Origin of the sequence: Micromonospora sp. NPDC005172, from assembly GCF_040608555.1 — a bacterium.
Taxonomy (GTDB): domain Bacteria; phylum Actinomycetota; class Actinomycetes; order Mycobacteriales; family Micromonosporaceae; genus Micromonospora.
Map to the genome: position 1 here is coordinate 1 of NZ_JBEXIL010000041.1, position 24361 is coordinate 24361.

Consider the following 24361-nt stretch of genomic DNA (forward strand, 5'->3'; position numbering starts at 1 on the left):
CTCGGCCGAACCCCGCCACAGAACCCCGCCGCAGAACCCCGTCGGAGAACCCCGTCGCAGAACCCCGTCGATCATGAAGTTATTGCTCCGACACGCCGTGCGGGAGGGCGATAACTTCATGATCGACGGGGTTCTGCGACGGGGTTCTCCGACGGGGTTCTGCGGCGGGGTTCTGTGGCGGGGTTCGGCCGAGGGAGGGTATGCACATGGATTCGCGGCTTGCTGTCGTCAGTGGGGGTGCGACCGGGATCGGGGCGGCGGTTGCTTCCGCGTTCGCGCGGGACGGGTACGACGTTCTTGTCGTCGGGCGGCGCGGGGATGCCGTGGCCACCGCCGCCGAGCGCATCAGTGTCGACTGTGGACGGCCGGGCGCGGTCACCCCGGTGACCGCGGACCTGACCAATCCGGAGCAGCTCGAGCGGGTCGTGGCGGCGGTCGCCGGCCGGCCGGTCGACGCGGTGGTCAACAACGCCGGGAGCTACCTGGCCGGGGACACCGGGACGCTGGCCGGGACCGCCGCGTACTGGCGGGCCAACCTCGACGCCAACGTCCTCACCGCGGTGCTGTTGACCGAGGCGCTGCGGCCGGCGCTGCGTCGGCCCGGCGGTCGGGTGATCATAGTCAGTTCGATCGCCGCCCAGCGGGGCGGCGCTGACCCGTACGCGGCGGCGAAGGCAGGTCTGCACGGCTGGGCGTACACCCTGGCGGCGCAGCTCGGCCCGGAGCAGATCACGGTCAACGTGGTGAGCCCCGGCTACGTCGCCGAGACCGAGTTCTTCGGCGACCGGATGACCCCCGAGGGGTACGCGAAGCGGGTCGCGGAGACCCTCGTCAAGCGTCCTGGACTGCCGGATGAGATCGCCGAGGCAATCCGTTACCTCGCCAGCCCGGCCGCCGGCTATGTGACCGGGCAGGTCCTCGGCGTCAACGGCGGCTCGGTCCTCGGTCGCTGACCACGCCAGCGTCCGCAGACGACGACAGGGCGGCGGCCCCCCGTGTGGCCGCCGCCCTCTGTGTCGTGGGTCAGCCGTTCAGCAGGTCGTACGCCATTGCCGGGGCCTTCGTGGTGGCGGCACCGGTCGGCACGGTGATCTTCGGCGCGCTGCCGTAGTCGGCGTACCTGACGACGTAGTCGTACGCCTTCGCCTTCCCGGCTGCCGGCATCTTCAGCGTCAGCGACGCCAGGTGCTTGTCCGCACCGACCACGGCCGTGAACGGCACCTTCTTGCCGGCCTCGCCGAGGGCCGCCGCCTCGCCGTCCTCCAGCGCCTTCGCCGCCTCCCCGGCGCTCACGTCGATGAACCCGACGTACTGGCCGGGGCTCTTCTGCTCGACCGAGGTGGCCGCCTGGATCAGCGGACCGGCGTTGCCCTGGTCCACGCCGTCGTACGTCGGGATGCTCGTCGCATCGGTCAGCTTCGCGCGGTCCAGCTTCATCCACTTGTCGGGGAACTTCGGAAGCCCGGGACGGCCGCTGAACTTCGCCTTCACCCAGTTCTGCTCCTCGATCACCAGGAACGACATCTTCACCACGACGCCCTCGTCGGGCGGCATGACCATGTTGAGTTCGAACGCCTTAGCCGCCGGGTCGATCCGGCCGTCGATCGTGCTCGACGCGTCCTTGCCGCTGAACCGGAACGCCCCCTCCGTGCCGTCCGGGACGGCGTCGAGGAGCGCCTCCTTCGGACTGACGCTCGGGCTCGCGGACGGGCTGCTCTGCGGTGCCGCGGCGGGCTCGCTCTTCGGCCCGCAACCCGCGAGCAGGGTGGTCGCGGCCAGCACGGCGGCGGCCGTACCAACCGTCCGTCGGATGGTGCCGGCGGTGCCCGTTGCCTGTGTCATCGCATTTCTCTTTCTCGCTGCGTGGCTTGTGCCGAGGAGGATGCTGCCGGCCGGCACGGCGGTTCGGCTGCCGATATGCTGCCGTCCGGCTGCCGGGCACTGCCGTCCGGCTGTCCCGGGGGTGTCAGGAGCGGAAACTCGCATGTCAGGCCAACTGCGTTTCGCGATTCTCGGTCCTCAGCGGGCCTGGTACGCCGACCAAGAGATCGACCTCGGTCCCGGTAAGCAGCGGGCGGTGCTCGCCGTACTCCTGCTCGCTGCCGGCCGTCCGGTGTCCACCGGGCAGATCGTCGACGCGGTCTGGCCGGAGGAGCCGCCCGCGAACGGTCCCAACGTGGTGCAGAAGTACGTGGCCGGGCTGCGCCGGGTGCTGGAACCGGACCGGTCCCCACGGACGCCCGGACAGGTGCTCAGCCTGACCGACGCCGGTTACCTGCTGCGGGTGGATCCCGAGGCGGTGGACGCGGTCCGTTTCGAACGGGGTGTGCAGGCCGCCCGCCAGCGACACGCGTCCGGGCTTGCGGAACAGGCGCTCAGTGAGTTGGCGACCGCCCTGGACCGCTGGCACGGGGAGCCGTTCACCGGCTTCACCGGCCCGATCTTCGAGGCGGCCCGGCAGCGGTTGGTGGAGTTGCGGGCCGTGGCGTTGGAGACCCGGGCCGAGTTGAGGCTGGACCTCGGACGGCACCGCGAGACGGTCGGTGAGCTGGTCGAGCTGGTGGCCGAATTTCCCGTCCGGGAACGGCTGCGACACCAGCTCATGCTCGCGCTCTACCGCAGCGGGCGGCAGGCCGAGGCGCTCGCCGCCTACCGGGAGTTCGGCGAGCTGCTCCGCGACGAGTACGGCATCGAGCCGGGCGGGGCGTTGCAGGAACTGCACGGGCGCATCCTGCGCTCCGACCCGACGCTCGTGATGGCGGAACCCACCGAACCGGCGACGCCGCCGCCCGTGGCGGCCACAGTGCGCGAACCGGCGACGCCGATGGTCGCACCCGCGGGTCTCATCCCCACCCAACCGGCGCCGGCCGTCGTCTCAGCCCCTCCGCCGCTGCTTCCGCCGCCTCCGGCCACTGCCGTGCAGCCCGCGCGGCGGGAGGCGCCCTACTGGGCGAGCAGGACCGTCACGATCCTCGGTACGGTGCTCGTCCTGCTCTCGTTCGGCTGCCTGACCTGGCTGGTGATCCTGGCGTACGCGGTCTGGCGGCGGAGTTGGCGCCTCGCTGTCGCAGGTGTCGGCTACCTGGTGCTGGTCGTCGTCGAGGTGACCATGCTCGACATGGAGAATCCGGACGCCGAGGTGCCCGGCCCGGAGGCGGTGACATTCCTCGGTCTGGCCGTCATCACCTGGCTCGCCGGTGCGGTGCATGTGGTCCTGCTCAGCCGTGGGCTCTGGGAGGCGATCACCGCACGGCCGGACAGCGCCCGGGGTCGCGCGAAGGAAGAGCGGCGCATCCGGCGCGAGCACGCCCGCTACCTGCTCTACCACTACCCGGCGGCCCGGACCGAGCTGGGACTTGGCCGGCCCGACCTGGCCCGCAGCTTCGACGACGGTGGTCTGGTCGACGTCAACGCGGTTCCCGAGCAGGTGCTCACCACCCTGCCCGGCCTGACACCCGAGCAGGGCCGGCAGATCGTCGTGGACCGCTGGCTGCGCGGCCCGTACGCCTCGATGGAGGAACTCGCGGCGCGCTGCCTGCTGCCTCCGAGCGCGACCGAGCCCCTTCGGGACCTGTTGCTCTTTCTTCCGCCGGCGTCCCAGTCCGACGAGGCACGAATGCAGGGATCGTGACGGGAACCTCCCGCGCTGCCGGGGGTTCTGACGTACGGCGCTGGTAGAAATGCCGGATGGGCGACGAACGGGCGGCGGTACGGGAGCGGGCCGAGGCGGTGCTGCGCCGGCTGGCCGGTGAGCACGCCCGGCTGCGCGAGGACCAGTGGCGGGCCATCGAGGCGTTGGTCGTCGACCGGCGACGGGTGCTGTGCGTGCAGCGGACCGGTTGGGGCAAGTCGGCGGTCTACTTCGTGGCCACCGCGCTGCTGCGTGACCGCGAGCAGACCGGAGGGGGCGACGGCGGCGGGCACGGCCCGACAGTCATCGTGTCGCCGCTGCTGGCCCTCATGCGCAACCAGGTCGAGGCGGCGGCCCGCGCCGGCATCCGTGCGCGCACGATCAACTCGGCGAACCTCGACGAGTGGGACGAGATCACCGCCGAGATCCAGGCCGGCGCGGTGGACGTCCTGCTGATCAGCCCGGAGCGCCTCAACAACCCCGACTTCCGCGACGGCGTGCTGCCGAAGCTGGCCGCGACGACCGGTCTGCTGGTGGTCGACGAGGCGCACTGCGTCTCGGACTGGGGGCACGACTTCCGGCCGGACTATCGGCGGCTGCGGACGTTCCTCGCCGAGTTGCCCGAGCGCACGCCCGTGCTCGCCACCACCGCCACCGCCAACGCCCGGGTCACCCAGGACGTCGCCGAGCAGTTGGGCGACGCGCTCGTCCTGCGCGGGACGCTGGACCGCGAGTCGCTGCGGCTCGGCGTCCTCGACCTGCCCAGCCCGGCGCACCGACTGGCGTGGCTCGCCGACCACCTGGACGAGCTGCCCGGCTCCGGCATCGTCTACACGCTGACCGTCGCGGCAGCCGGGGAGGCCACCGAGTTCCTGCGCTCCCGGGGCTACCCGGTCGCGTCGTACACCGGCCAGGCCGACGACGCCGACCGGCGGGCCGCCGAGCAGGACCTGCTCGACAACAAGATCAAGGCTCTGGTGGCGACCAGCGCGCTCGGCATGGGCTTCGACAAGCCCGACCTGGGCTTCGTCGTGCACCTCGGCGCGCCGCCGTCGCCGATCGCGTACTACCAGCAGGTCGGCCGCGCCGGCCGCGCCGTCGAGCACGCCGAGGTGCTGCTGCTGCCCGGCGCGGAGGACGCCGCCATCTGGCGCTACTTCGCCTCGCTGGCGTTCCCACCGGAACAGCAGGTCCGGGCCGTGCTGGCCGCCCTGCACACCGACCGACCGCTCTCCACCCAGGCCCTCGAACCCCTCGTCGACCTGCGCCGGGCCCGCCTGGAGCTGATGCTCAAGGTTCTCGACGTGGACGGCGCGGTCCGCCGGGTGCGGGGTGGCTGGCTCGCCACCGGCGAGCCCTGGGTCTACGACGAGGCCCGGTTGCGCCGCGTCGCCGAGGCACGCACCGTCGAGCAACAGGCCATGCGGGAGTACGCGTCGACGGGCGACTGCCGGATGCGATATCTACGGGAACGCCTCGACGACACCGGGGCGGCCGACTGCGGTCGGTGCGACAGGTGTGCCGGCCCACTGTTCGACGCGGACGTCTCGACGGCCGCGCTCGCCGCCGCGCAGACCTTCCTGGGCCGCCCCGGCGTGGAGATCGCGCCCAAGAAGCTCTGGCCGACCGGGTTGGACGCGGTGGGCGTACCCCTCAAGGGCCGGATCGCCCCGACGGACCAGGCGCTGCCCGGCCGCGCGGTCGGCCGCCTCTCCGACCTGGGGTGGGGCGGCCGGTTGCGGGATCTGGTCGGCCCGGAGGCGCCCGACGCCCCGGTGCCGGACGACGTGGCCGGCGCGGTGGTGGAGGTGCTGAAGGCCTGGGCGCACGGCGACAACCCGTGGCCCCGCCGCCCGGTGGCGGTGGTCGCGGTCTCCTCCCGCCGTCGCCCCCGGCTGGTCGGTTCACTGGCCGAGCGGATCGCCGCCGTGGGCCGGCTGCCGCTGCTCGGCGCGGTCGCCGCGACCGGCCCGGGCGGCCCCGGCGGGCCGCGCGGCAACAGCGCACAGCGGGTACGCGCGCTGCACGAGGCCTTCGCCGTGCCGTCCGAGCTGGCCGACGCGCTGGCCGCGCTGGATGGTCCGGTGCTGCTCGTCGACGATCTGGTCGACTCGGGTTGGACGATGACGATGGTGGCCCGTGAACTGCGGCGGGCCGGCGCGCCCGACGTGCTGCCACTCGCGCTCGCCGTGGCCGGCTGAGCCACACCTGTCACCGCCGGGCACCCGGCGACGGCTGCGGCGGAAAGTTCCCGGGGCGGGCAGAGTGCGACGGCCGCCACCCTGTCCCGGCGTCGACCGGAACCGGCCGGGCGCGGCGGTACGGTGGCGGGATGACCGATCAGCAGCTCGTCACCCGCGCGTACGCCGTCACGGGCATGACCTGCGCACACTGCGTGCGTGCGGTCACCGACGAGCTGTCGACGCTGCCCGGCGTGCGGCAGGTCCAGGTCGACCTGGCCACCGGCACCGCCACGGTGACCAGCGACGCACCGCTGCCCGACGAGTCGGTGCGGGCGGCGGTCGACGAGGCCGGCTACGAGCTGGACGCCGGCGGTGCCTGACCAGGCTGGCGCGACCGGAAGCGCCGTCGCGCCGGGCGCGGCCGTGTCAGGCGGGAGCGCCGACGCGCCGGGCGCGGCCATGCCGGGCGGGAGCGCCGTCGCGTCGGGCGCGGGCGCGGCCATGCCGGCCGGGAGCGCCGTCGCGTCAAGCAGGGTGGGCGCGGCCGTGCCCGAGCTGGATGCCGTCGCGTCGGACCAGGCGGCCGTCCCGGGCCAGGCCGAGGTCCCGGACCGTGGTGTCGCCGGTGGGCCGGACCGGAGCACGGTCCGGTTGGCGCTGGTGGTGGGCGGGCTGGTGCTCGCCGTCCTGCTCGGCTTCGGCCTCGGTCGCCTGAACGGCGGCACCAACGTCGGTGGCGGCACCACCGGCGGTACGGCGCTGACCCCCGACCACACACATCCGGCGGGCACGGCAGCCCACGACCACGGGTCCGTCGCGGGCACCGACCAGGGTGCGGCCACCGAGCCCGGCGGTCTGTCCGTCAGCTCCGGCGGGTACACGCTCGTGCCGCTGGCCACCGAGTTCCCGGCCGGCCGCCCCGGGCAGCTCCGCTTCCAGGTACGCGACGCGCAACGTCGGCCGGTCACCCGCTTCGCCGTCGTACACGACAAGCCGATGCACGTCATCGTGGTCCGTCGGGACCTGACCGGCTATCAGCACCTGCATCCGACGATGGCGCCGGACGGCACCTGGTCGGTACCGGTAACACTGGCGCAGCCCGGTGTCTGGCGGGCGTACGCGGACTTCACGGCGGTCGCCGACAGCGGTGGCCAGAGCGCCGTGACCCTCGGCGTGGACCTGGTCGTGCCGGGTACGTACCAGCCGCGTCCACTGCCCGCGCCGGCGATCTCGACGACGGTGGACGGGTTCACGGTCGGCTACCAGGGCAGCCCGCAGGCAGGGGTGACGGTGCCGCTGACCTTCCGGATCGACGGACCGACCGGTGGCGCGGTGCTGGAGCGCTACCTGGGCGCGTACGGGCACCTGGTGGCGCTGCGCGAGGGCGACCTCGGCTACCTGCACGTGCACCCCGAGCCGGAGTTGGTCGACGGCCAGGTCAAGTTCTGGTTGACGATCCCCGGCCCCGGCCGCTACCGCCTCTACCTGGACTTCCAGGTGGCCGCCAACGTCCACACCGCCGAACTGACCCTGACCATCCCGTAAGCCCCCACCCCCACCCCCCACTGCGTTGATCATGAAGTTGTTGCCGCTCGCGTCGGCGTGTCGCGGCAATAACTTCATGATCAACACGTGGTTGGGGTTGGGGTGGGGTGGGGGTGGGGGGGTTAGCTGGCTCGGCGGGTGGGGCGGCGGGCCAGGTAGCGGAGGAGGTCGCGGATGTGGTGCTTCTCCTCGGCGGGCACGGCGGGGTCGGCCAGGCGGTCCAGGATGGCGCGGACGTCGGCGTCGACCGGGCCGTCGTCACTGCGCCGTCGGGGCGTCGGGCCGGCGTCGGGCAGCCCGAGCGCCCGGAACGCGGCCGCCACCGGCAGGTCCAGCGCGGCGCAGAAGCCGCGTACCTTGGCCAGTTCCGGATAGTCCTGCCAGTCACCGGCGAGCCAACGGAACACGGTGGAGCGGCCCACGCCCGTGTGTGCGGCGAGATCGGTCACGGTCCACCCGCGGTCTTCGCGGGCGTCGTCGATGGCCCGCCGGACGAAGCGGGCGAACGCCATCTGCGGTGTTACGTCTGCGGAACCCATTCCGGTATGTCTTTCCCTCCCGGCCGAGCACTGGGAAGATGCGCCTCCGAGCGTAGTACGCCGAGGATCGGAAACCACTGACTGACCGCACAAACTGTCCCACGGATGAGACTCCACCTCGGGCAGTATTCGGACCGGTACCGAGCGATCATCATCGTTCTTCCACTAAGCTCGGTGCCCGTCCCGGCACGGCGCACGCGCGCCTGCCGCGTTCGCCCGGACCACCGCCGAGGAGCACCATGGCCGAATCGCGCCGTCCGCAGCCGTACCAGCCTGGTGCGGTGAGCCTCTTCTTCGTCGTCAAGGCCGGCGTCTTCGCCGCCGGGTTCTGGATCTGGCTGCTGGTCCTGGTGCTCCGCACCGATGCGGCGACCGGCGCCCAGGTGCTGGCCGCCACCGGCGCGATCACCACCACGCTGGTCGCCGTGGTCCTGGGTGCGCGGATGGCGTTGCAGCACAACGCTGCCGTCCGGCACGCCGAGACGAAGAAGCTGCTCGTCGACATCTCCTGGAACGCGTTCACGGCTGCCGGTAACGCCGAGAGCTCGGGCAAGGTGGTGCCCTTCCCGAGCAGCCCGATCGACGACGACCGCGCGACGCGGCACATCGGGGACCGGGTGTCGGTCTTCGACCGTTCCGGCAGCCGGGACCGGGGCGGCAACACCGACCGCCGGCGCTAGCCGCTACGACCGGCCGGCGGGCAGCCCGCTGGCGCCAGCGCTACGAACGGCCGGCGGGCTGCTCGTCGGCGGCCAGCAGGACCTCCAGCCGGGGCGTGACCTGCCACTGGTCGACAAGCTCGCGGTAGTCCGCCTGCCGTGGGTCGACGGCGTCGGTGCGGCGGGCGCGGATCAGCAGGTTGCGGGGCGTGTGCTGGGAGTCGACGAACTCCACCACCTCGGTCCGGTACCCGTGCGCCCGCAGCAACCCGGCGCGCAGCGCGTCGGTGAGCACGTCGGCGAAGCGCTCCCGCAGGATGCCCTGCCGCGTCAACAGCTCGTACGGCCCCGGGGTGGGCGCGGCGCGTAGCTGCTTGGCGAGGTCGTGGTGACAGCACGGTGCCGCGAGCACCCAGCGGGCCTGCCAGCGCACCGCGCGCGCCAGCGCCTCGTCGGTGGCGGTGTCGCAGGCGTGCAGCGCCAGTACCAGGTCCGGGGACGGGTCGACGACGGCCTCGGCGATCGTGCCGGCGACGAAGCTGACCTTGTCGGCCCAGCCCAGTCGCTGCGCCAGTTCGGTGTTGCGGCGGCGCTGGTCCTCGCGGACGTCCACGCCGACCAGCTCGACATCGAGCCCCCGGCTCGCCAGGTAACGGTAGGCGGCGAAGGTCAGGTAGGCGTTGCCGCAGCCCAGGTCGACCACCCGCAGCGGGCCGGTCAGATCGTCGGGCAGGGTCGCCGCCAGGGCGCGCAGGAACGCGTCGACCTGCCGCCGTTTGGCCGCCGAGCCACCGATCTCGGCGAAGATCGGGTCGCCGGGATCGAGCAGGTACTCCTTGGCCCGGTCGTTTCCACCGGGCTTCGCCGCCGGTCGCGCCGTCGCCGCCCGGTGCACCTGCGCCTCGCCGGACTTGGTCACCCGTAGCTGGAGGGTCTCGTCGGTCGTCTCCACGTGCCAGTTGCCGAAGGGCTCGGCCAGCAGTTCGTCGACCGCCGCGTCGGCTTCGGGGCCGGGAGCGACATTGCGGGTGTACGGGCGTACGCCGTCGGAGGTGGTGACCTGAAGTCGGGGCCCGGCCTTCAGCGTCACCGGCCGCAGCTCGGCCCGCTCGACTGTGGGGCGACGACCGCGACGGCGTCCGGCGGCGACCGCCCGGGTCAGCGCGGGGTCGCGCAGCAGCGCCCGAACCTCGGTCAGGGCAGCGTCCAGTGGTTGCGGCATCGTTCCATCTTCGGCAGGTGGGGTGGGAAGAAGGCGACATCCCCCGTACCGCGCTCACGCGGTGCGGGGGATGCCGGATGGGTCTCGTTGCGTCAGTCCGCGGTCGCCTCGGCCGGCGTACCCGCATCGGAACCGCCACCACGACGGCGACGGCGGCGGCGCGGCTTCGACGCCTCGCCCTCGGTCGCGTCGGCGGACTCGGCCGGCGCTGCGTCGGCGGTGATCACAGCGGTCGGCTCACCGGTCACCGTCTCCCCGGCCCGGCGGCGACGCCGGCGGCGCGGGGTGCGGGTGGCCTCGTCGCCGGCGGTGTCCGCGGTGTCCGCAGTGTCCGCGGGTGCCTCGACGGCCGGCGTGCCGGCGTCGCTGCGGTCCCGGCGACCGTCGCCTCGACCACGGCGCTCGCCCCTGCCCTCGCCATGACTCTCACCGCGTCGGGAGCCCCGGCCACCGCCGTCACCGCGGCGGGAGCGCGTCGTGCCGCCCAGGTCTTCCTCGATCTCGGCGGACAACCCGGCGCGCGTCCGCTCGGCGGTGGGCAGCGTGCCGCTGACCTCGGTCGAGATGTGCAGGTCGGTGTAGAGGTGCGGAGAGGTGTGGTACGTCTCCGGCGGCTCGGGCATCTCCAGACCGAGGGTCTTGTCGATGATCCGCCAGCGCGGCATGTCGTCCCAGTCGACGAAGGTCACCGCGACGCCGGTCGCCCCGGCCCGACCGGTACGACCGATGCGGTGGGTGTAGGTGTCCTGGTCTTCCGGGCAGTCGTAGTTGATCACGTGGGTGACGCCGGTGACGTCCAGCCCTCGGGCCGCGACGTCGGTGGCGACCAGGATGTCGATCTTGCCGGCGCGGAAGGCCCGCAGGGCCCGCTCCCGGGCGCCCTGGCCGAGGTCACCGTGCACCGCGGCGACCGCGAACCCGCGGAAGTCGAGATCCTCGGCGACCCGGTCGGCGGCCCGCTTGGTGCGGGTGAAGATCATGGTCAGCCCACGCCCCTCGGCCTGGAGGATGCGCGCCACCACCTCGACCTTGTTCATCGAGTGGGTGCGGTAGACCAGCTGCTGGGTCTGCGGCGACGGTCCGGTCTCGGCGCTGTGCCCGGCGTGGATCGTCATCGGCTGGCGCAGGAAGCGCCGGGACAGGGTGACGATCGGGTCCGGCATGGTCGCCGAGAACAGCATCGTCTGCCGGTCCTCCGGAAGCATCGCCAGGATCTTCTCGACGTCGTCGAGGAAGCCCAGGTCGAGCATGCGGTCGGCCTCGTCGAGGACGAGCGCATGCACCCGGTCGAGGCGCAGGTGCTTCTGCTTCTGGAGGTCCATCAGTCGGCCGGGAGTGCCGACCAGGATCTCGACGCCCTTGCGCAGCGCGTCGATCTGCGGCTCGTACGCCACGCCGCCGTAGATCGGCAGCACGCGGACGCCGCGCGTCCGGCCGGCGGCGGCCAGGTCCTTGGCGACCTGGATGCCCAGCTCACGGGTGGGGACGACGACCAGCGCCTGGGGGACGCCGTCGCTGCCCTCGCCCGGCGCGAAGACCCGGTCCAGCAGCGGTACGCCGAAGCCGAGGGTCTTGCCGGTGCCGGTGGGCGCCTGGCCGATGAGGTCGACGCCGCGCAGCGCGATCGGGATCGCGTACTCCTGGATGGCGAACGCGCGGGTGATGCCGGCCGCGGCCAGGGCCTCGACGGTCTCCTCGCGGGCGCCGAGCGCGGCGAAGGTGGGTGCCTCCGGTCGGACCGGGGCAGTGGGGGCCAGTTCCTGGCCGTCCATCAGATCTTGAGTCAGCTCGCTCATGTGGATGTGGGGGTGCCCTCTCGTGGGTGCGCCCCGTCATGTCCTCAGGGCGCGGTCGGTATGACGCGGGCCACACGGTCGGGGGCAGACTGCCGAGCCGGACCGGGCCGCACGCGCACCGCAGGCTGAACGTCGATCAGATCGGCGCCCGCGGCAACTGCTCTATGCTACCCGAACAGGCAAGCGCACGTCCCGATTCCCGGTCGGCCAGCCGCCACGCGGGGCAAGTGAATGTGAGCTGCCTCACATATCGTCGCGGAGTCTTCACCCGGCACACCGCACGAATGGCAGCTCTCGGGCCGAACAACTGCGCGCCGCCCCTGGGGCGCGCTCCGCGGTGCCGGCCCGCGGCAGGTGGCCGGACGCCGACCTGCCGCGACGGCCGGACCGGTCAGCGGACGGTGAAACCGACCGCTCGGGGGGACGCCTCGGCGATCTCGACGTAGGCGACCTTCTCGACCGGAACGATGACCCGCCGGCCCTTCTCGTCGGTCAGGGAGAGCGTGCCGCCGTTACCGGCGAAGGCGTCGGTCACGATCTGCTCGATCTCGGCCGGCGACTGCGCGCTGTCCAGAACCAGCTCGCGCGGCGCGTACTGCACGCCGATCTTGACCTCCACTGTGCCTCCTCAACTGGGCGATTACCGCCCTGCGAAGGCTATCCGATCACGGGGGCGGCGGTCAGGCTGACTCACCTTGCAGCGGGAAGCTCGCGATGCCCCGCCACGACAGCGCCGCGACCAGCGCCTCGGCCTCGGCCTTCGGCACCTGCCGGCCGCCGGCGAGCCAGAACTGCGCGGCCGTCTCCGCCGCGCCGACCAGCCCGGAGGCGAGCAGTTCGGCGTGCGACCGGCTCACGCCGGTGTCGGAAATGATGGTGTCGGTGATCGCCGCGATGCAGCCCTGCTCGACCCGCTCGACCCGCTGCCGTACCGCCGGGTCGTTGCGCAGGTCCGACTCGAAGACGAGGCGGAACGCCTCGCTCTCGTGATCGACGAAGTCGAAGTACGCGCGCACCGACGCGCCGACCCGCTCCTTGTTGTCACTGGTGCCGCGCATCGCCTCGCGCACCTGAGCGACGATTGCGTCACAGTGCGTGTCCAGCAGGGCCAGGTAGAGGTCCATCTTGCCGGGGAAGTGTTGGTAGAGCACCGGCTTGGAGACCCCGGCCCGCTCGGCGATGTCGTCCATCGCCGCAGCGTGGTAGCCCTGCGCGACGAACACCTCCTGCGCCGCCGCGAGCAGCTGCTTACGACGCGCGGAGCGGGGCAGGCGCGTGGGCCTGCCTGCGGTCTGTGCGCCGTTCCCCACAGCGGTCATGGGCTCCTCCGAGTTCTCCGTACGAGCCGGCATTTTCCCCCCAGACGGGGCGGCCCCCGACCGCGTCGTGGAATTGGCCCGCCGCTGTAACTTATCGCCACTCTCCCCACACGGTAGCCTCAGCGAGGGCGACCAAGGAGCGCGCGGTGAGTGAAACAGGGCAACCCGGAGCCGCCACCCCGGGAGAGCACGGTGACGGAGCGGGTCAGCACGACGACCCGGGCCGTTCCGGCGGCGGGTGGGCGCCCTCGACGGGCGGGTGGTCCCCGTCCGGCGAGCGCGAAACGGCCGGGGAGCAGGCGCCACGATGGCAGCCCGACCCCGCGTCCGGCTGGCGCACCACCTCCACGAGGCACGGTGACCTGCCGGCCCCGCTACCCGGAGTCAACGGGGACTCCGAGCGGCAGGCCAGGGTCAACGGCAACCACACCAACGGCGTCCACCATGCCGAGGTCGACGGCGACGGCGAGGTCAACGGGGTCCACCACGAGGACGCCGAGGTGCTCGGCGTCGGGTCGTCGTCCGGTCGCCAGACGCCGGTGAGCGCGCCGCCTGGGCGGACCGTCGAAGACCGGCCCGACCTGGGTGCCGGCCGCCTCGCGGTGCCCGCCCAGCGCCCCGCGCCGCCCACGGAGCAGGGGGCGGGGGAGGCCGACACCGGCCGGGCCCGGCACCTGACCGCCGACCCCGCCGCACCGCACGGCGCCCGCTGGTCAGAGCCCGGTGTGCCCGGCACGGCACCCATCCAGGTGCCGCCCGTCGGCACGGCCGCCTCGGGCTTCGAGGTGCCACCCGGTCTCCGCGCGCCCACCGGCGACCGGTCGACCGTCGACGACCCGCCGGCCGCGTCACGCGCCCGGCCGGAAGACCTCGCGCCGGAGGCCTCGGCCGAGTCGGGGCGCGGCGACGACCCCGAGCCGGAGCGCCCCGTCGGGGACGGGCGCCGCGCCGGCGAGTCCTCCTCCATCGAGCCGGACTGGTCCGGGCCCAGCTGGAACCGCCCGAGCTGGGGCAGCGGGTGGGCGCCACCCTGGTCCCGCCAGGACGGCGAGCCGGCCGACCGGCCGACGCGGGACGAGTCCGCGCCGGGTTGGGTAGCCGAGCCGAGCGTGCCGTACGAGCCGGTGCGTGCCGAGCCGACCCGCCCGTACGAGCCGTTGGCCGCCGAGCCGACCCGCCCGTACGACGCCGAGCCACCGCGCCCGTACGACGTCGCCCCCGACGCCGAAGCGGCCCCCGATCGCGACCGGTCCACGCGCCCGTCCTGGGCCGGCGAGCGTCCGGTCCCGACCCCGATCAGCGTGCCGCCGGCAGCCTCCCGGCCCGAGCCGCCCGAGCGGCCCTCCTGGGCCGGCGGGTCGACGCCCGAGCCGGCCGCTGCGCTTCCGGCGGACCGCCCGTCGTGGGCCGCGCCGGCCTCGACCAGCGTGCCGACCGACCCGTCACCCCGCACGGGTGGCGCGGACCCCGCTCCGACCAGCGGCCCACCCGTGCCGCTGCGTGCCGAGCCGCCGGCTCCCGAGCGTCCGTCCTGGGCCGGTGGTTCCGTGCCGACCAGTGGTCCGCCTGCCGCGGAGCGTCCGTCCTGGGCCGGTCCGGCATCGGCCCTCCCGCCGCCCCGCCCCTCCTGGGCCGGCGAGTCGGACCCCGCGCCGACCAGCTTCCCGCCGTCGCGCCCGTCCTGGGCCGGCGATCCGGCCTCCGGTGGCACGCCTGCGAGTCCGCGTCCGTCCTGGGCCGGCCCGGTCGATCCGCCAGCGCCGGTCGATCCGCCGCCCGCGCCCGCCGGCCCACCGGCGACGGTGGCGGATGCGCCGCCGCAGGTCACGCCGCCACCGGCGGTGCCGGTGCGTCCGGCGGCCGAGCGGCCCTCCTGGGCCGGGGGCTCGCCATCGCCGGTGGTGAACGCGGCGACCGAGCGACCCGACTGGTCCGAGGGGCGCATCCCGGCAGCCGCTCCGTCCGATCGTCCGTCCTGGCCGGCTACCCGACCGGCGAGCCCTGCCCGCGCGAGCGACGCCGGCGACTCGACCGGCCCGGTCCGACCAACCGGGCCGTTCCGGCTCCGGCCGGCCACCCCCGAGCCGCCCGACCCTTCGACCGTCGGTCCCGCCCGCACCGCCCCGACGGCAGCCGGCCCCTCCGCCGCCGGCGCCCCACCGCAGTCGGCCGGTCCGGCCTTCGCCACCGGCGGTCCCGGCCGCCCCGACCGACCGTCACCCGCGTCCGCCTCTCCCTATGCCGCTCGTCGATCCGCCCCCGACCCGGCGTCGCCGGCCGAGCCCGCCGCCGGCGGTCGACGGCCCGACACACCGGCGGTGCTGCCGCAGCGCGTCCCCGCGGAACCGGACGTGCCCGTTGTGCCGGAGCCGCCAGCCGTGGAGCCACCCGCCGAAACTCCCGAGCTCGCTCGCATCGCCACCCACCTGCGCCGCGACGACGAGCCTGCTCCGTTGCGGGAGCGTCCCGAGGGATTCGACGTCAACGCCATCCTGGACGCCGTCCGGGAGGTGGCCGGCGTCCGTGACGCGGCGCTGCGTCGTACCCCGGCGGGTGCGCACAGCCTCCGACTGGACCTGGCCGACGGCGCGGACCCGGCCGAGGTGAGTCGACAGGTCGCCCGGCTGCTCCAGGAACGGATGGGCCTCGCCGCCGCCCCGCAGAACGTGCCCGGCCTGCCCACCACGCCGGGACCGCCGCCGGTCCGCCGCCGCGCCGGCGACCCGCGACCCGCCGAGCCCCGACCGGCCGGCGCGAAATCCGCCAATGCGCGATCCGCCGAGGCCCGACCCGCCGAACCACGCAACACCGGCGCGGACTCGCGCGCCGCCGAGGCGCCCACGATCGGCCGGTCGAGTGGGGGCTCGGCGGCGGCCGCACCGGCGGGCGCCGAGCGGTGGACCGGCTCGGAGGTCGCGCGTCCCCGGCGTACGACCGCGCCGCACCGGGGCCGTGCCACGGTCGAGGAGCCCGGTTCGGTCTCAGGCGTACCCGCTGGTGGAGCCACCGGCAGCCCGGCGACGGTCGGTACGTCGTACTCCGGTGGTCAGGTGACCACGACGGAGTCGGCGCCCTCCCGACCTCTGGACACCGGCGGCGCGCCGGGGCCGCGCGTGGTCATCGACCACGTGCAGGTCAGCACCTTCGGCCTGGACGCCAACGTGGAGGTGCGGCTGCTGGCCGGCGACGACAACGCCGCCGGGTACGCGACCGGGCCGGCGGTGGACGGTTACGTGCTGCGTCTGTGCGCGGTGGCTGCGGCCGCCGCCGTCGACGAGTTGCTGCGCGGGGGCGAGAACGCCGAGCGTGGTCGCTGCTTCGTGGAGCACGCGGCGGTGGTGCCGTTCGGCAACTGTGAGGTGGCGACCGTGGTGGTGCTCCTGGTCTGCGACGGCTGGGTCGAGCAGCTCGCCGGCTCGGCCCTGGTGGCCGGCGATCCGCGGCAGGCGGTGGTCCGGGCCACGCTGGCGGCGGTCAACCGTCGGTTGGAGGCGCTGCTGTCCTGAGTGGTGCGAGGCAGACTGGGGGCATGAAGCGCGCCGCCCTCTGGCCGGACCATCTCCTTCGCGATGCCGGTGTGCCGCCGCCGTGGCCGGGCCGGGAGGTCGACCTCGACGGCACTGTCACGTACGTGCGGGACACCCCGGGGACGACCGTGGACGCCGAGCCGGCGCTGTTCGTGCACGGGCTCGGTGGTTCGTCGCAGAACTGGACCGACCTGGCCGGACTGCTCGCCGACCGGTTGGACGGCCAGGCCATCGACCTGCCCGGGTTCGGTCGCAGCGAGCCGGGCCGGCGGTACACGATTCCGGCCTTCACGGACCTGGTCATCAGGTGGATCGAGCACTCCAGTCGGGGACCGGTCCACCTGCTCGGCAACTCGCTGGGCGGCGCGGTCTCGGTCCAGGTGGCGGCGCTGCGGCCGGACCTGGTCCGCACCCTCACCCTGATCTCCCCGGCGCTGCCGTTCCTGGACTTCCGGCGGTCGTTGCAGGGCAGGATGCTGCCGGTCCTGGCCATTCCGGGGGGTGAGCGACTGGTCGCCCGGCGGCTCACCCAGCTTGCTCCGGAGGTGATGGCCGAGCAGGTGCTCGAGGCGTGCGTCGCCGATCTGAGCCGCATCTGTGCGCAGCGGCGGGAGGAGGCGTTGGAGGAGATCCGGGTGCGGTACGAGGCGGAGCACTACGCGGCCGCGTACGTCCGGACGTTCCGGGGCCTGGTCTCCAGCTTCCTGCGGGCGTACCTGCCGGGGGCGGGTTCGCTGTGGCGACTCGCCAGCGCGGTCCGCGCACCGACGCTGGTGGTCGGAGGTCGGCAGGACCGGCTGGTCGACGTGCGGGTCGCGCCGCAGACCGCCCGGGTCATCCCGGACAGCCGCCTGCTCATGCTCGACGGTGTCGGCCACGTGGCGCAGCTGGAGGTTCCCCGGCTGGTCGCCCGTGCGGTGCTCGGCCTGCTCACCGAAAAGGGGGAGACCGTTCGGCCGTCCGATCTGGCAGGCTGACCGGGATGTTCAGGTCTGCAAGCCGCCACCGACGCTTCGCACTGATCGCCCAACTGGTGGCGGTGGGGCTGGCGGTCGGCGCGGCGGTGACCGTGATCGCCGAGGGTCAGGGCGAGCCGCCCGACCGGTTGGCCACCGAGGAGGCCGGTCCGCCGCCGCTGTTGGCGGGCCTGCCGCCGTCGGCGGCAGCGTCGCCGGGCGCCACGGTGGCGGCGTCGCCGAGCCCGATGCTGCGGATGCCCGGTGCGGTCCCGAGCGCGGGAACGGGCCGGTTCAGCCACGACGACCGCTCCGGCCCGGTCCTGGGCCGTGCGGGCGAGCTGCGTCGCTACCGGGTGGCTGTCGAGTCGGGCAGCAACGAGGACGCTGCCGCGTTCGCCCAGTTCGTCCAGGTGGCGCTCACCGGGCCGGGTAGCTGGGTCGACAGCGGCCGACTGCGGTTGCAACAGGTGCCGGGGGATGCTCCCCGCGACTTCACCGTCTATCTGGCGACCGCCCGTACGGCGGGCCGGATGTGCGCCGAGGGTGGCGTGGACATCCGGGTCGACGGGCGGCCGTACACCTCCTGCCGCGCGCCCGGTCAGGTGATCATCAACCTGGACCGGTGGCGGTTGTCGGTGCCGCACTACGTCTCGGCGCGCGTGCCGCTGTCGGTCTACCGGACGTACGTGGTCAACCACGAGGTCGGTCACCAGTTGGGGCACCACCACGAGCGCTGCCCGGGGGCGGGGCGGCCGGCGCCGGTGATGATGCAGCAGACGCTCTTCCTCAACGGGTGCCGGGTCAACCCGTGGCCGTACGTCGACGGCCGGCGTTACGCGGGGCCGGCGCTCTGAGACAGCCGGAAAGACGTATTGCGGCGATAAAAGGCAAAAGCGGAGAATTGCCCGAATAATCTGGCAGGCTGGACGTCATGACGCCGTCGTCCCCTTACGGCCCGCCCGAGTCGTCCGACCCGCCCGAGGGGTCGGCGTACGAGGGCACGCGTCCCACGCTCGTGCGGATGCGCCGTCGCCGTCGCCGGAGTGTCCTGCTCGGCGTGCTCGTCGTCGCCGCGGCCGTCGGCGTGACCGTGGCACGCAGTGCCGAACCACCGGCCGACGCGCCCCCCACCCCCACCCAGGGCGGCATGGGCGTGGGCGGTGGGGAGGCACACCCGGCGCCCAGCGGCTACCCGTCGGTCGGCGCGGGGCGGTTCACCGCCGCCGACTCCGGTACCGCCGTGCACGGCGAGGACGGGCCGTTGCGGCGGTACCGCGTCGTGGTCGAGCGCGACAGCGGGCAGGACGCCGACGCGTTCGCCCAGCGGGTGGACGAGGTGCTGGCCGACCCGCGGAGCTGGATCGCCTCGGGCGAACTGCGCGTGCAACGGGTGGCCGACGTCCGGGCCGCCGACTTCACCATCTACCTCGCCACCCCGGTCACGTCGGAGCGGATGTGCGCCGAGGGTGGGCTGACCACCGAGCGCTACACCTCCTGCCGGCTGCCCGGCCGGGTCATCATCAACCTGGCCCGCTGGCAGGAGGCGGTGCCCGACTACGGCGCGCCGCTGGAGACGTACCGCACCTACGTCATCAACCACGAGGTCGGCCACGAGTTCGGCCACGAGCACGAGGCGTGCCCCGGCACGGGGGAACTCGCCCCGGTGATGCAGCAGCAGACGTACGGGTTGCGCGGCTGTGTGGCCAACGCCTGGCCCTATCTCGATGGCCGTCGTTACGCGGGCGACCTCGTTCCCTGAGATATTCCCGCTCCCGCATCGCGGACCACGTGTCCTCCCTCATGGCCGAGCGGGGCCCCGGCGAGCAACAATGGCGCGGTTCACACCGCCGATCCCGGGGAGTCCACCGTGTCGTTGCCCCCGCTCGTCGAGCCCGCCGCCGAGCTGACAGTTGACGAGATCCGCCGCTACTCACGCCACCTGATCATCCCGGACGTCGGGGTGGCCGGTCAGAAGCGGCTGAAGAACGCCCGGGTGCTCTGTGTCGGCGCCGGTGGCCTCGGCTCGCCGGCCCTGCTGTACCTGGCCGCTGCCGGGGTCGGCACGCTCGGCATCATCGACTTCGACACCGTCGACGAGTCCAACCTCCAGCGCCAGGTCATCCACGGCGTGTCCGATGTCGGCCGCTCGAAGGCCGAGTCCGCCGCCGCGTCGATCCGCGAGATCAACCCGCTGGTCAACGTGGAGATCCACAACACCGCGTTGGACCGGGAGAACGTCCGCGAGATCTTCGCCCAGTACGACCTGATCGTCGACGGCACCGACAACTTCGCCACCCGCTACATGGTCAACGACGCAGCGGTGCTCCTCGGCAAGCCGTACGTCTGGGGTTCGATCTACCGCTTCGACGGTCAGGCGTCGGTGTTCTGGGCCGAGCACGGCCCCTGCTACCGGTGCCTCTACCCGGAGCCGCCGCCGCCCGGCATGGTTCCCTCCTGCGCCGAGGGCGGCGTGCTCGGCGTGCTCTGCGCGTCGATCGGGTCGATCCAGGTGAACGAGGCGATCAAGCTGCTCACCGGCATCGGCGAGCCCCTGGTCGGCCGGCTGATGGTCTACGACGCCCTGGAGATGGAGTACCGCAAGATCAAGGTCCGGAAGGACCCGAACTGCGTGCTCTGCGGCGAGAACCCGAGCGTCACCGACCTGCTCGAGGACTACGAGGACTTCTGCGGCGCGGTCTCGGTCGAGGCCCAGGAGGCGACGCTCGACTCGACAATCACCGCCCTGGAGCTCAAGGAGTGGCAGGACGCCGGCAAGGACATCTTCCTCGTCGACGTGCGGGAGCCGGCCGAGTACGAGATCGTGCGGATCCCCGGCGCCACCCTGATCCCCAAGGGCGACATTATCTCCGGCGAGGCTCTCGCGAAGCTGCCGCAGGACCGGCAGATCGTGCTGCACTGCAAGTCCGGTGTCCGCTCCGCCGAGGCGCTTGCCGCGCTCAAGGCGGCCGGATTCAAGGACGCCGTCCACGTGCAGGGCGGCGTGCTCTCCTGGATCAAGCAGATCGACCCGTCGCTGCCGGCGTACTGATCGGCGGAGCCGGGGCGACCCCGTCGTCCCGGCTCCGACCCGTCCCGTCAATCGACGCAGATGGCTCCGACCAGGCCGGCCCGCAGAGCGACGCAGCCATTTCCGGCTGGCCGATTCCCCGAAGCGGGATCGCGTCTGCGCAGGTAGCGTCTCCGCCGTGGTCGACTTGGAGGCGGCGATCGGGTTCGTCGTGGCACACGGGGATGCGGTGGAACGCGCCCGTCTCTCCTGGCTGCGCAACGGCACCCCGGCACCGCCCGAGCTGTTGGACGCGGCCGAGGTCGGCCAGTCGCCCGACGGTGGCTGGCCGGCGACCTGGGGCGGTGAGGTCGCCTCGGTCGACGCCACCTGCTTCCGGCTCGTCGAGCTGGACGACCTCGGCGCGCTGGGTCGTCCCGCCGCTCGCCGGGCACTGGACTGGTTGGCGTCCCGGCAGCAGGCCGACGGCGGCTGGGACGAGGACCTCTCGCTGGCCGGCTCGGCGCCCGAGTGGGCCCGGCCCGGCGACCCCGAGGCCAAACTCTTCCTCACCGCCAACGCCGGCTTCTGGCTCACCGTCGCCGGTCTGGACGCCCGCGCCTCGGGTCCGCTCGATCACCGGGTCGGTGGGGCGTACGCCGGTGTGGTGCAGGCCGCGGCCCAGTCGATCGTCGCGCGGCTGCGCCCGGACGGGAGCTGGCCGTCGTTCCTCGCCGCCGGCTGGCTGAGCGCGGCCGTACTGCACCGTCAGGACATGTTCCAGGAGTCGGCGCGGATCCAGGTGGTGCTCGCCGAACGGATGGCGACGATGTCGGCGGGGGACGTGGCGTGGCTGGCGGCCACGCTGCGCCGGGTCGGCATCGACTCGCACGACTGGGTCATGACGCGTGCCCTGCGGCGGCTCGCCGAGACACAGCGCAGCGACGGTGGGTGGGAGAGCGACGACGGCCACCAGTTCGACGTGCACTCCACGCTGTCCGCGATCAGGGCCTGCCGACCGGGCCCATAGGGCGGGTGTCAAAGCCCCTGGCCGGCCTGCGGCGGGCCCAGACGACGGCCGGCGGCGTTGGAAATGGGCCCGGATACAACACCGGTATCCGAACCCATCTCCGCCTTGCCGGACCGCCGCCTGGACTCCGCCTCGGCTCGACCGAGGACTTTGACACCCGCCCTAGCGCACGTGACCGTCGCCGGTGACGACGTACTTGGTGCTGGTCAACTCGGGCAGGCCCATCGGGCCGCGGGCGTGCAGCTTCTGCGTCGAGATGCCGATCTCCGCGCCGAAGCCGAACTCGCCCCCGTCGGTGAACCGGGTCGACGCGTTCACCATCACCGCCGCCGCGTCCACCCGGGCGACGAACTCGCGGGCCGCCGTCGTCGAGTCGGTGATGATCGCCTCGGTGTGTCCGGTGCCGAAGCGACGGATGTGCGCGACCGCCGCGTCCAGCGAGTCGACCACCGCCACCGAGATGTCGGCGGACAGGTACTCCGTCGCGTAGTCCTCCTCGCTGGCCGGAACCACGGCGGCGGAGTGGGCGGCCACCTCGGGCGAGCCGTGCACGGTCACCCCGGCCTCGGCGAAGGCGGCCAGCATCGGCGGCAGGAACGCGTCGGCCACGTCGGCGTGCACCAGCAGTGACTCGGCGGTGTTGCAGGTGGACAGCCGTTGGGTCTTGGCGTTCAACGTCACCGCGACGGCTTTGGCCAGGTCGGCGGCGGCGTCGACGTAGACGTGGCAGTTGCCCACCCCGGTCTCGATCACCGGCACGGTCGACTCCTCGACCACGGTGCGGATCAGCGACGCGCCACCGCGCGGGATGAGCACGTCGACGAGCCCTCGGGCGCGCATCAGCTCCTTGACCGAGTCGCGGGAGCTGGCGTCGAGCAGTTGCACCGCGTCGGCCGGCAGACCGCTCTCGGCGATCGCGTCGCGCAGGACCGCTACCAGCGCGGCGTTGGAGTGCGCGGCCGACGACGACCCGCGCAGCAGCGCCGCGTTACCGGACTTGAGGCAGATCCCGGCGGCGTCCACCGTCACATTGGGCCGTGCCTCGTAGATGATGCCGACCACTCCGAACGGGACCCGGATCTGGCGCAGTTCCAGTCCGTTGGGCAGCGTGGACCCGCGGACCACCTCGCCGACCGGGTCGGGCAGCGCGGCCATCTCGCGCAGCGCGCCGGCGATGCCGGCCACTCGGCCCTCGTCGAGGGCGAGCCGGTCCAGCACGGCCGCGCTCAGCCCGGCTTCGCGCCCGGCCGCCAGATCCGCCTCGTTCGCGGCAAGGACCTCCGGGGTACGCGCCACCAGCGCGTCGGCCATCGCGACCAGCGCGGCGTCCTTGGCGGTACGCGTGGCCACGGCCAGTTCGGCGGCGGCGTCCCGCGCCCGCTTCGCCTGCTCCACGACACTCATGCCGGCACAACTCCTCATACTCGGGAAGGGCTCACAGCAGCACGAGATCGTCGCGGTGGACGACCTCCCGCTCGTACGCCGGGCCGAGCGCCGCGGCGAGTTCGGAGGTGGAACGGCCGAGTAGTCCCGGCAACTCCACCGCGTCGTAGTTGACCAGGCCACGGGCTACCGGTGCACCGGCGGTGTCGACCAGGTCCACCGGGTCGCCGGCGGTGAAGGTGCCGTCCACGGCGGTGATGCCGGCCGGCAGCAGCGACTTGCGCCGCCCGACGACGGCGGCCACCGCGCCCGGGTCCAGGTGTAGGCGCCCCCGGGGCGAGGTGGCGTGGGCCAGCCAGAACAGCCGAGCGGTCGGCCGTTGCCGCTGCGGGTGGAACAGCGTGCCGACCGGTTCGCCGGTCAACGCCGGCGCGGCCAGGTCGGCGGAGGTGAGCACCACGGGGATGCCGAAGCCGGTGGCGATCCGGGCCGCCTCGACCTTCGTCACCATGCCGCCGGTGCCGACGCCGGACCGGCCGGTGCCGCCGATGGTGATGCCGGTCAGGTCCTGCTCGCTGCGGACCTCGGCGATCCGCACCGACGTGGAACGGGTCGGGTCGCCGGTCCAGAGCGCGTCCACGTCGGAGAGGAGCACCAGCAGGTCGGCGTGCACCAGGGCGGCGACCAGGGCGGCCAGCCGGTCGTTGTCGCCGAACCGGATCTCCTCGGTGGCGACCGTGTCGTTCTCGTTGACGATCGGCACCGCCCGCAGATCGAGCAGTTTTCGCAGGGTGCGGTACGCGTTGCGGTAGTGCGCCCGCCGGGTCACGTCGTCCACGGTGAGCAGCACCTGCCCGACGGTGCGGCCGTGCCGGGCGAAGCTGGCCGCGTACCTGCCGATCAGGAGGCCCTGGCCGACGCTGGCGGCGGCCTGCTGGGTGGCCAGGTCGCGCGGACGTCGGGTCAGGCCGAGCGGCGCGAGGCCGGCGGCGATCGCGCCGGAGGAGACCAGGACGACCTCGCGGCCCTCGGCGCCGAGCCGGCCCAGGGTGTCGACGAGCGCGTCGACCCGCTCGTCGGCCAGACCGCCGGTGGCGGTGGTCAACGAGGAAGACCCGATCTTGACGACGATCCGCCGAGCGGCCGTGACTGCGTCGCGCACCCGCCCATTCTGCGTGCTTACGCCCGCGTGGCCCGGTGGCGTTCCCATATGGTGGCCGATTGTGACTCCTGACGAGTACGTCGAGGCGGTGCTGGACCTGGTGGAGCGGATTCCGGAGGGTCGGGTGATGTCGTACGGGGCGATCGCCGACGCGCTGGCCGAACGCTCGGGTCGTTCCTCCGCGCGACTGGTGGGCAGCATCATGGCCCGGCACGGTGGCTCGGTGCCCTGGCATCGGGTGGTGACCGCGGGTGGCCGGTTGCCACCGGGGCACGAGCGCGAGGCGCGGGCCCGGCTGCGGGCCGAGGGTGCACCGTTGCGCGGCGAGGGAGTCGACATCGCGGCGGCGGGTTGGTCGCCCGAGGAGGGGATGTGACCTCCGATAGAACGTGAGTAACA

The 24361-nt window shown here is 73.4% G+C and carries 20 protein-coding genes and 1 pseudogene; 13 read left to right on the plus strand and 8 right to left on the minus strand.

The window, feature by feature from the left end:
- Positions 1-206: 206 nt before the first annotated feature.
- Entirely contained in the window at positions 207-953 is a 747-nt protein-coding gene (locus tag ABZV06_RS24195) for an SDR family NAD(P)-dependent oxidoreductase (protein WP_355624355.1), read from the plus strand.
- A 70-nt stretch (positions 954-1023) separates the two neighbouring features.
- Here ABZV06_RS24195 and ABZV06_RS24200 read toward each other — a convergent pair whose 3' ends face one another.
- On the minus strand, positions 1024-1842 hold the full coding sequence (locus tag ABZV06_RS24200; RefSeq protein ID WP_355624358.1) for a hypothetical protein: 819 nt from the start codon (positions 1840-1842) through the stop codon (positions 1024-1026).
- A 142-nt stretch (positions 1843-1984) separates the two neighbouring features.
- On the opposite strand from ABZV06_RS24200, the gene ABZV06_RS24205 reads away from it, so the two are divergent.
- The 4 genes from ABZV06_RS24205 to ABZV06_RS24220 all read left to right on the plus strand — a co-directional run bounded on the left by ABZV06_RS24205 (position 1985) and on the right by ABZV06_RS24220 (position 7359).
- Positions 1985-3631 (plus strand): BTAD domain-containing putative transcriptional regulator, encoded by a 1647-nt coding sequence (locus ABZV06_RS24205; protein WP_355624361.1) that lies wholly within the window; start codon positions 1985-1987, stop codon positions 3629-3631.
- Positions 3632-3687: 56 nt separating this feature from the next.
- Complete coding sequence (locus ABZV06_RS24210) at positions 3688-5832, plus strand: DEAD/DEAH box helicase (protein ID WP_355624364.1); 2145 nt, start codon at positions 3688-3690, stop codon at positions 5830-5832.
- 131 nt (positions 5833-5963) lie between these two features.
- The gene (locus ABZV06_RS24215) at positions 5964-6194 is read left to right on the plus strand and encodes a heavy metal-associated domain-containing protein (RefSeq protein ID WP_355242339.1); all 231 of its coding nucleotides are present in this window, start codon (positions 5964-5966) and stop codon (positions 6192-6194) included.
- The gene (locus tag ABZV06_RS24220) at positions 6187-7359 is read left to right on the plus strand and encodes a hypothetical protein (RefSeq protein ID WP_355624367.1); all 1173 of its coding nucleotides are present in this window, start codon (positions 6187-6189) and stop codon (positions 7357-7359) included. Before ABZV06_RS24215 ends, ABZV06_RS24220 begins: the two co-directional genes overlap by 8 nt.
- 122 nt (positions 7360-7481) lie before the next feature.
- On the opposite strand, the gene ABZV06_RS24225 is transcribed toward ABZV06_RS24220, so the two are convergent.
- The gene (locus ABZV06_RS24225) at positions 7482-7898 is read right to left on the minus strand and encodes a helix-turn-helix transcriptional regulator (protein ID WP_355242333.1); all 417 of its coding nucleotides are present in this window, start codon (positions 7896-7898) and stop codon (positions 7482-7484) included.
- 239 nt (positions 7899-8137) lie between these two features.
- Here ABZV06_RS24225 and ABZV06_RS24230 point away from each other — a divergent pair, with 239 nt between their 5' ends.
- Positions 8138-8578, plus strand: a complete 441-nt coding sequence (locus ABZV06_RS24230; RefSeq protein WP_355242330.1) for a hypothetical protein — start codon at positions 8138-8140, stop codon at positions 8576-8578.
- Between the two features lie 40 nt (positions 8579-8618).
- Here ABZV06_RS24230 and ABZV06_RS24235 read toward each other — a convergent pair whose 3' ends face one another.
- The 4 genes from ABZV06_RS24235 to ABZV06_RS24250 all read right to left on the minus strand — a co-directional run bounded on the left by ABZV06_RS24235 (position 8619) and on the right by ABZV06_RS24250 (position 12894).
- Positions 8619-9779: an SAM-dependent methyltransferase gene (locus ABZV06_RS24235; RefSeq protein WP_355624370.1), complete on the minus strand. Its 1161-nt coding sequence runs from the start codon at positions 9777-9779 to the stop codon at positions 8619-8621.
- Positions 9780-9871: 92 nt separating this feature from the next.
- The gene (locus tag ABZV06_RS24240) at positions 9872-11575 is read right to left on the minus strand and encodes a DEAD/DEAH box helicase (protein WP_355624373.1); all 1704 of its coding nucleotides are present in this window, start codon (positions 11573-11575) and stop codon (positions 9872-9874) included.
- A gap of 391 nt (positions 11576-11966) precedes the next feature.
- Positions 11967-12194: a DUF3107 domain-containing protein gene (locus tag ABZV06_RS24245; RefSeq protein ID WP_030329796.1), complete on the minus strand. Its 228-nt coding sequence runs from the start codon at positions 12192-12194 to the stop codon at positions 11967-11969.
- A 61-nt stretch (positions 12195-12255) separates the two neighbouring features.
- On the minus strand, positions 12256-12894 hold the full coding sequence (locus ABZV06_RS24250) for a TetR/AcrR family transcriptional regulator (RefSeq protein WP_355242315.1): 639 nt from the start codon (positions 12892-12894) through the stop codon (positions 12256-12258).
- 1301 nt (positions 12895-14195) lie between these two features.
- Here ABZV06_RS24250 and ABZV06_RS24255 point away from each other — a divergent pair.
- The 6 genes and pseudogenes from ABZV06_RS24255 to ABZV06_RS24280 all read left to right on the plus strand — a co-directional run bounded on the left by ABZV06_RS24255 (position 14196) and on the right by ABZV06_RS24280 (position 21417).
- Positions 14196-16400: a hypothetical protein gene (locus ABZV06_RS24255; RefSeq protein ID WP_355624430.1), complete on the plus strand. Its 2205-nt coding sequence runs from the start codon at positions 14196-14198 to the stop codon at positions 16398-16400.
- 23 nt (positions 16401-16423) lie between these two features.
- On the plus strand, positions 16424-17398 hold the full coding sequence (locus tag ABZV06_RS24260; RefSeq protein ID WP_355624376.1) for an alpha/beta hydrolase: 975 nt from the start codon (positions 16424-16426) through the stop codon (positions 17396-17398).
- Positions 17399-17403: 5 nt separating this feature from the next.
- Positions 17404-18234 (plus strand): DUF3152 domain-containing protein, encoded by an 831-nt coding sequence (locus ABZV06_RS24265; protein WP_355624379.1) that lies wholly within the window; start codon positions 17404-17406, stop codon positions 18232-18234.
- Positions 18235-18311: 77 nt separating this feature from the next.
- Positions 18312-19139, plus strand: a complete 828-nt coding sequence (locus tag ABZV06_RS24270) for a DUF3152 domain-containing protein (RefSeq protein WP_355242303.1) — start codon at positions 18312-18314, stop codon at positions 19137-19139.
- Positions 19140-19180: 41 nt separating this feature from the next.
- Positions 19181-20429 (plus strand): annotated as a pseudogene (gene moeZ / locus ABZV06_RS24275) (adenylyltransferase/sulfurtransferase MoeZ).
- A 106-nt stretch (positions 20430-20535) separates the two neighbouring features.
- The gene (locus ABZV06_RS24280; protein ID WP_355242363.1) at positions 20536-21417 is read left to right on the plus strand and encodes a prenyltransferase/squalene oxidase repeat-containing protein; all 882 of its coding nucleotides are present in this window, start codon (positions 20536-20538) and stop codon (positions 21415-21417) included.
- A 162-nt stretch (positions 21418-21579) separates the two neighbouring features.
- On the opposite strand, the gene ABZV06_RS24285 is transcribed toward ABZV06_RS24280, so the two are convergent.
- Together ABZV06_RS24285 and proB are read right to left on the minus strand one after the other, a co-directional pair.
- Positions 21580-22821, minus strand: a complete 1242-nt coding sequence (locus ABZV06_RS24285) for a glutamate-5-semialdehyde dehydrogenase (protein WP_355624382.1) — start codon at positions 22819-22821, stop codon at positions 21580-21582.
- 31 nt (positions 22822-22852) lie between these two features.
- The gene (gene proB / locus ABZV06_RS24290) at positions 22853-24010 is read right to left on the minus strand and encodes a glutamate 5-kinase (RefSeq protein ID WP_355242293.1); all 1158 of its coding nucleotides are present in this window, start codon (positions 24008-24010) and stop codon (positions 22853-22855) included.
- A 13-nt stretch (positions 24011-24023) separates the two neighbouring features.
- Between proB and ABZV06_RS24295 the strand changes: the two genes are divergently transcribed.
- Positions 24024-24338, plus strand: coding sequence for an MGMT family protein (locus ABZV06_RS24295; protein ID WP_355242290.1), 315 nt, complete (start codon positions 24024-24026; stop codon positions 24336-24338).
- Positions 24339-24361: the final 23 nt, after the last annotated feature.